Genomic DNA, 6,760 nt, shown 5'->3' with positions numbered 1-6,760 from the left:
TTGCGGCGGGGCTCACCTCTTCCCATTCCGAACAGAGAAGTTAAGCCCGCTTGCGCAGATGGTACTGCTTATTGTGGGAGAGTATGTCATCGCCTTTCTTTTAAACCCCCTTACTATACAAGTAGTAAGGGGTTTTTGTTTTTATCTACTTTCTTCTTAGGTTAATATCTATAATCTTATATAGAAACTAATTATTTTATTCTTTATTTAATTTTTTTATTTGCTTTTTAACTGATTTTATTTGCTTTTCATCGAAAAGCTTTATTTACTTTCTTAGATATATTTTTTGTTTAAAAATATTTGATTTTGTTCTTAACACTTTAAAAAGCAGACTTTTACTACATTAAATTATATTTAAATTTTAAATATTGCATAAATAATCGATGAAAAGCATCATTAACTGTTTGTTTATCAATGTTTTATGTTGATTTTTTTTAGATATTTGCATTAGTGATTAAATGAAAATGGATTTTTATTATGCACCTACTTCTAAGCATAATAAAATAATGAATTTTGAATTAACTGGATGTATATGCAAGTATTTAGATTTTTGACAATTGCTTTTCTGTTTTTTTCTTTAACAGTTAAGGCACAGCTTAATGACTTCAATTTAGAAGTTACTAAGACAGATGAAACTTGTTTGAGTAACGGTTCTTTAACTTTTGAGATTAGTAATGAAACAGAGGGTTCAGATTTTATTTTTAAGGTTTATCTTTTGCCAAATGTGACTAACCCTGTTTCAATATTAACAGATAATTATCTTGGAGGATTATCGGCAGGTAACTACAGGGTAGAGGCTATACAAGCTCTTGGTGAGTTTTCAAATTCGGCTGAATTTGATATAACTATAAATGAGAACATTGTTCCTTTTGAAATTTCTATTTCATCTGACGTTGAGACTTGTTCTGTAGGAGGTGAGATTATTGTAGATGTAGTATCAGGTATTGCTTCTGCTTTTGAGATTATTTCAGGTCCGGAAATTAGACCTCTTCAGTCTTCAAATGTGTTTAGTGGACTTCAAACGGGTACTTATAATATTAGAGCATTTAATGAATGTGGGGTTGCTAAGGTTAAAACTCATAGTATTACTGTTTTGACTTTTGATATAGAAATTTCTGACCCCATATATCCTGATGAAGTTTCTATTGTTTGTGATTCTATAAGAGTAAATAATATTATAACTGCAACATCAGGTTCTATAAGGTATCCTTTAGCTATTCAGCATTCAGTAAATACTATGGATATTGGTGGAGATACTTTAGTCATCAATCAAATATTTGAAAATGGTCCTGAGGATGAGTTAGAAGTATCAGCAGTATTGCCGAGATATATTACAGAGTCATATACTTATGAATTGAAAGTGACTGATTATTGTAATTCTGTATACGAAAAGGATGACAATGTTGTTGATCCTGATATTGAGATAGAGGTGCTGGAAATTGAAGCACCTTGTGCAGAGAAGTTTTTTTCTTTGTCTCTAAAAAGATATGTGGGTCCTTATACAGTAGAGTTTTTAAATTATCCTGCGGAATTTAATCCTGAAGATTATAATACAACTCCATATGGACCTTTTGAAGCTGACAGTATTCAATATGGTAATGTTGATAATTCTGTTCCTTTTGGAGAGTATGTTATAAAAGTAACGGACGCTTGTGGACGAGAGAAAATTGAGTCTGCCACAATTGAGTTTGAAAAGCCTACTCCATTAGTGTATGGTAGAAATAATGGATGTTTCTCGGAGTATGGAAGAATAAGAGCGGAAGTACCCGAGAGTATGGTGGTTAATGCTACTATAATTGATGCTCCATCTACTTACACTTTATCAATTCCTCAAAATGTAACAGCAAACATTTCATCTTCCGGTATTTTATTATTATACGATATACCTATAGGGGATTATACAATTGAGTTTACGGATGATTGTGGGTTTAATTATGTAGTTAATGTAGAAGTGCCTCCTTTTGTGGAACAGGAATTTGCTTTTTCTGTTTTACCGGCATGTAATGAAGGATTAGGTTCTGTAAACATAAGAAGTGGAAATGGAATTTTAACAGAGGTGTTAGTAATATCTGCTCCCGAAGAGTATAATCAGAGCCTTCCTACTGATGTAAGCTACAATATTGTTGATAGTAAATTTTATATGACTGATTTGCCTGAAGGAAGTTATATATTTAGAGCAACTAATATATGTGGTATTACAGACGACATATCTATAGAACTAGATGGATACTTATTTCCTGAAGATAGTTTTCAATTTACTCCTAATTGTGGTTCTTTTTCTGTTAAAGTTACTGATACAAGTAACGGAACAGAAGGAGCTAAATATTGGTTGCAAAAGTTTGATAATTTGACAGGAAATTGGGTGCATCCTTCTACAAATACTACTTATATTGATGGTGAGATACCTAATGAAAATACAGGGATAAGGTTACGAAATAATACTGTTAAAAACAATTTGTATTACACAGGTACATTTAGAATATTAAAGCAATTTCAAACTTTTTCTAACGGAAGTGCTGAAAATACAATCTGTATAAGTGAACTGGGACAAATGGAATATTATGAGGGACTAAGTATAAATACGGCTTATACATTAGCTTGCATAGGGAATCCAAACGATGTATATGTAGAAGTTTCGGGTCATCCCATATCATATAAAATAATAAAGAAGGATGGAGTTGATTTCACTTTAGACAATGGAACAAGTAATATTTTCAGAAATTTAGAACCGGCAGAATATGTAATTAGTGTAGAAGATGGTTGTGGAAATATAGTTACTCAGTGGCTCAATTTTCAGGAATTACCTTCAATTGCAGCTGTAACTCAGCCACAAGATATGATAATTTGTAGTGAATCCGGTTCTGTAACTGAAGGTTATATGTTTGACTTAACATCTCAAAATGATAAGATTTTAGGTCCATTGCACCCTTCTATGTATACTATTACTTATCATTTAACTCAAGAAGATGCAGAAGAAGGAGTAAATGAATTACCGGACAATTATGAGAATATTGCCAATGGGCAAACTATATATGTGAGATTAATACATAATGAGATAGAAATTTGCCATAGTGTAACTTCATTCAGATTATTTATAGGAGAGTATCAGGAGCCTGTTATAGCTACTACCGGCACAATATGTAATGATGGCCAACTAATGCTTTCAGCCTCTCCGGGTTATGTTAGCTATTTATGGTCTACAGGAGAAACCACCAGAACAATTTTTGTTAATGAACCAGGTTTGTATACGGTAATTGTTGAAAAAGCATACGGTACAGCAGTTTGCGATGGGTATAATGAAATAGAAATAAAAGAATCGGAAACACCGGAAATCCTTCATATAGATGTTAAGGACTGGACTGAAAATAATAACTCTATTACTGTGGATGTAAAAGGAGAAGGGGAGTATGAATATTCTATAGATGGTTTCAACTATCAGGATAGCAATACATTTAATAATTTACCAATAGGTGTTTACCAAGTATATGTAAAAGATAAGTATGGTTGCGGTGAAGATGTAAAAGAAGTAGTTATAATGTACTATCCTAAATATTTTACCCCTAACGGAGATGGAGTACATGATAAATGGTATATAAAACATGCTATTTTAGAGCCTGATTTTAATGTTGAAATTTATGACAGGTATGGTAAAATGGTTTCTACATTTGGTCATACAAGTGACGGGTGGGATGGTACATTTGAAGGGGCACAACTACCGTCAACAGATTATTGGTTTGTTGTAACAAGACAAGATGGAAGAGTATTACGAGGGCATTTTGCTATGCTTAGATAATAACTACGTTGTTATGTGAATTTCAAAAAATCCCTTTCAAAACTGAAAGGGATTTTTTTTATGTATTTACATCTAAATCTTTTATGTAATCTTCGTGTTCATAAAAAAATCTTTCAAAAGCATCCATCTTTTCATAGAAAAAGTCAAAAACCTGTTCCCATGAAGCTTTATTATAAAGGCTCACTCCTGTAAGTTCTGTATATATTCTGTTTATGTTTTTACCATTTTCAAGCGTGTAGTCTTTTACAAAAATAGCATCAGGTACAAACTCCTCAAGAAATATATTTTTTAGTGATACTATTTTTTCATAATATATTTTTCTTTTATCGTCTTCTTTAGGTTCAATATCCAGCATAACTCTTGCTTTTTTATTATCAATATAAAATTTAAAAGCTACATCTTTAATTTTAGTATTATACAATAACCATTTGCGGGAATATGCATTAGCAAATTCTGTCCAAAAATCTTTCTTTATTTGTTGCGTTTCAGCTTTACTAAACATATTGTTTATTATAATTATATAGGTTTTTTAAAGTATCTTTATCAGTAATTATTAGTTATGCAGTTTACCGAATTCATTAAATACATTCCAAAAATACAAAAACAACAGTTGCCCGCTTTAGCTGCACATGCAAAAATGGCTCCTGCCGAGAGAATTCAGGCACAATCATTAAACTATTACAAAGCTAATAACCCTAAGCAGGCAGCAGTAATGATGCTTATATACCCTAAAGAGGGTAATGCTCATATTGTTTTAATGAAACGTAATACTTATCCTGGAGTACATTCGGCACAGATATCTTTTCCGGGTGGCAAAGCTGAGCCTGAAGATAAAAGTTTTGCCGATACTGCTTTAAGAGAAACACGAGAGGAAATAGGAGTAGTGGAAAAAGAGGTAGATTTAGTAATGCCATTTTCAGAGCTTTATATTCCGCCCAGTAATTTTATAGTGTATCCTTATCTGGGTATTACTGTAGAAGAGCCTTTGTTTGTTCCTGATCCTATAGAGGTTGCAGAGATAATAGAGTTACCATTAGAAACAGTTTTGGATGACAGTATTATAATACATAAAGAAATGACAACTTCGTATGCCAATAATATAATGGTACCTGCCTTTCAAACATCAGGATATGTAATATGGGGTGCTACTGCAATGATATTGAGTGAACTTAAAGAAACAATAAAAAACGTGTTATAAATTAGCGATTTTGTAAATTTGTAGTTCATATTAATTACTATAATGGGATTATTTAAACGAAATCCTTTCGGACATATACTTTTCTTAAAGAAATGGTTAATACGTTTTTTTGGTATTTTAACTCACAGACGCTATCGTGGGTTTAATGAACTTAAAGTAGAAGGTTCTGAAATTATACGGTCTTTACCGCAGGAAAATGTACTTTTCATTTCTAATCATCAAACTTATTTTGCTGATGTGGTAGCAATGTTTCATGTTTTTAACGCAAGCCTTAAGGGGCGTGAGGACAACATTAAGAAAATTGCTTATATATGGCATCCTAAGCTTAATATATATTATGTAGCTGCAAAAGAAACCATGAAATCAGGTTTATTGCCACGTATATTGGCGTATGCAGGTGCTATAACCGTAGAAAGAACGTGGAGGGCAAAAGGAAAAGAAATAAAAAGAGAAGTAAACCCTAACGATACAGAGAATATAAAAATAGCGCTGGAAGATGGTTGGGTAATAACATTCCCACAGGGAACTACTAAACCTTTTAAACCAATCAGGAAAGGTACAGCCCACATTATAAAGCAACACAAACCTATTGTTGTGCCTATAGTAATAGATGGTTTCCGCCGTTCTTTTGATAAAAAAGGAATTCGTATGAAGAAAAAAGGCATACTGCAATCTTTTATTGTAAAAGAACCTTTAGATATTGACTACGATAACGAAAGTATAGAGTCTATAGTAGAGAAAGTGGAATATGCTATAGAACAGCATCCTTCATTCCTTAAAGTAATTCCTGCTGAAGAAATACAGGCAGAAGAAGAACTAAATAAACAAAGGAATTGGGATTATTAATTTTCCTGAGACAAAGTATTACAAAAGAGAGGCTTTAAAGCCTCTCTTTTTATGTAAATAAAGTGTTTTATATTTATTATTATAAAGAAAAATCTTATATGGTATATATTTATCACTTATTTCTTTTCTATATTTAAGAATTACTAATCAATTAACAATTTTAAATCATGAAAAGAAACTTTTTTTTAGCAGCAGGGCTATTAGTTACTGCATTTGGGTATTCACAAACTTCTAGTTCGTATTTGCAACAAATAGGAAACACCGCTGATGGTAACTATAATGTTATTATAGGAGAGGATGCGGGAAATAGTAACACATTAGGTGATAGAAATGTATATATAGGTAATAAAGCAGGTAAAGATAATGTAGATGGAGAATCTAATGTTATTATAGGTTCTTCTGCAGGTATGAGTTATACCGCTAATAATAGTGTTTTTATAGGTGAAGGTGCGGGACAATATTGTACTACAGGAGGAGGAGCCTTTTTAGGTAGGAAAGCAGGGCAGTATAGTAATGGAACTAATAATCTGCTTATAGGAAATTATGCTGGACAAGGTCAGAGTTCACAGATACCACTATCTGGAGGAAATAATATTTTTTTTGGTAATCACTCGGGAGAGAATGTTACAGAAGGTAATAATAATATTTTTATAGGAACCTATGCAGGATCGAATATTTTAACAGGACATGACAATGTGTTTATAGGTAATGATGTTGGCAGAATACAAGAGGATAAAGTACCTCCAGCAACAAGCTATAGATTATATATAGATAACTCTGATACTTCTAATCCTTTAATTTATGGAGAATTTGATAATAATGTATTAAAGTTTAACGCTCAAAAAGTAGGTATAGGTTACGAAGGTACAACTGACCCCGGTTTTGGTGATTTTCCTGCTAATACTATAGTTAATTATGATGAT

4 protein-coding genes, 1 rRNA gene and 1 pseudogene are annotated in these 6,760 nt (G+C 32.1%); 5 read left to right on the top strand and 1 reads right to left on the bottom strand.

Annotated features, from left to right (window positions below; all coding sequences use genetic code 11):
• Both rrf and IEW45_RS14680 read left to right on the top strand, forming a co-directional pair.
• Positions 1-98, top strand: a 5S ribosomal RNA gene (rrf, locus tag IEW45_RS14685); the annotation flags it as partial.
• Positions 99-532: 434 nt separating this feature from the next.
• Positions 533-3,793, top strand: coding sequence for a T9SS type B sorting domain-containing protein (locus tag IEW45_RS14680; protein WP_188622028.1), 3,261 nt, complete (start codon positions 533-535; stop codon positions 3,791-3,793).
• 58 nt (positions 3,794-3,851) lie between these two features.
• On the opposite strand, the gene IEW45_RS14675 is transcribed toward IEW45_RS14680, so the two are convergent.
• On the bottom strand, positions 3,852-4,295 hold the full coding sequence (locus IEW45_RS14675; RefSeq protein ID WP_188622027.1) for a DUF4268 domain-containing protein: 444 nt from the start codon (positions 4,293-4,295) through the stop codon (positions 3,852-3,854).
• 57 nt (positions 4,296-4,352) lie between these two features.
• Between IEW45_RS14675 and IEW45_RS14670 the strand changes: the two genes are divergently transcribed.
• From IEW45_RS14670 to IEW45_RS14660, 3 genes and pseudogenes are all read left to right on the top strand, one after another.
• On the top strand, positions 4,353-4,991 hold the full coding sequence (locus IEW45_RS14670; protein WP_188622026.1) for an NUDIX hydrolase: 639 nt from the start codon (positions 4,353-4,355) through the stop codon (positions 4,989-4,991).
• 42 nt (positions 4,992-5,033) lie between these two features.
• Positions 5,034-5,837 (top strand): lysophospholipid acyltransferase family protein, encoded by an 804-nt coding sequence (locus IEW45_RS14665; RefSeq protein WP_188622025.1) that lies wholly within the window; start codon positions 5,034-5,036, stop codon positions 5,835-5,837.
• A gap of 167 nt (positions 5,838-6,004) precedes the next feature.
• Positions 6,005-6,760: pseudogene (locus IEW45_RS14660) on the top strand (hypothetical protein); the annotation flags it as partial.

This window comes from Flavobacterium suaedae (genome assembly GCF_014642915.1).
Lineage (GTDB): Bacteria > Bacteroidota > Bacteroidia > Flavobacteriales > Flavobacteriaceae > Flavobacterium > Flavobacterium suaedae.
Note: the sequence above shows the minus strand (reverse complement) of the source record. Positions and strands in the feature narration are given on the sequence as shown.

What these genes read in the sequence shown, in the direction of transcription:
- IEW45_RS14680 (WP_188622028.1), top strand. Translation starts at nt 533, where the DNA reads ATGCAAGTATTTAGATTTTTGACAATTGCTTTTCTGTTTTTTTCTTTA.
- IEW45_RS14675 (WP_188622027.1), bottom strand. Translation starts at nt 4,295, where the DNA reads ATGTTTAGTAAAGCTGAAACGCAACAAATAAAGAAAGATTTTTGGACA.
- IEW45_RS14670 (WP_188622026.1), top strand. Translation starts at nt 4,353, where the DNA reads ATGCAGTTTACCGAATTCATTAAATACATTCCAAAAATACAAAAACAA.
- IEW45_RS14665 (WP_188622025.1), top strand. Translation starts at nt 5,034, where the DNA reads ATGGGATTATTTAAACGAAATCCTTTCGGACATATACTTTTCTTAAAG.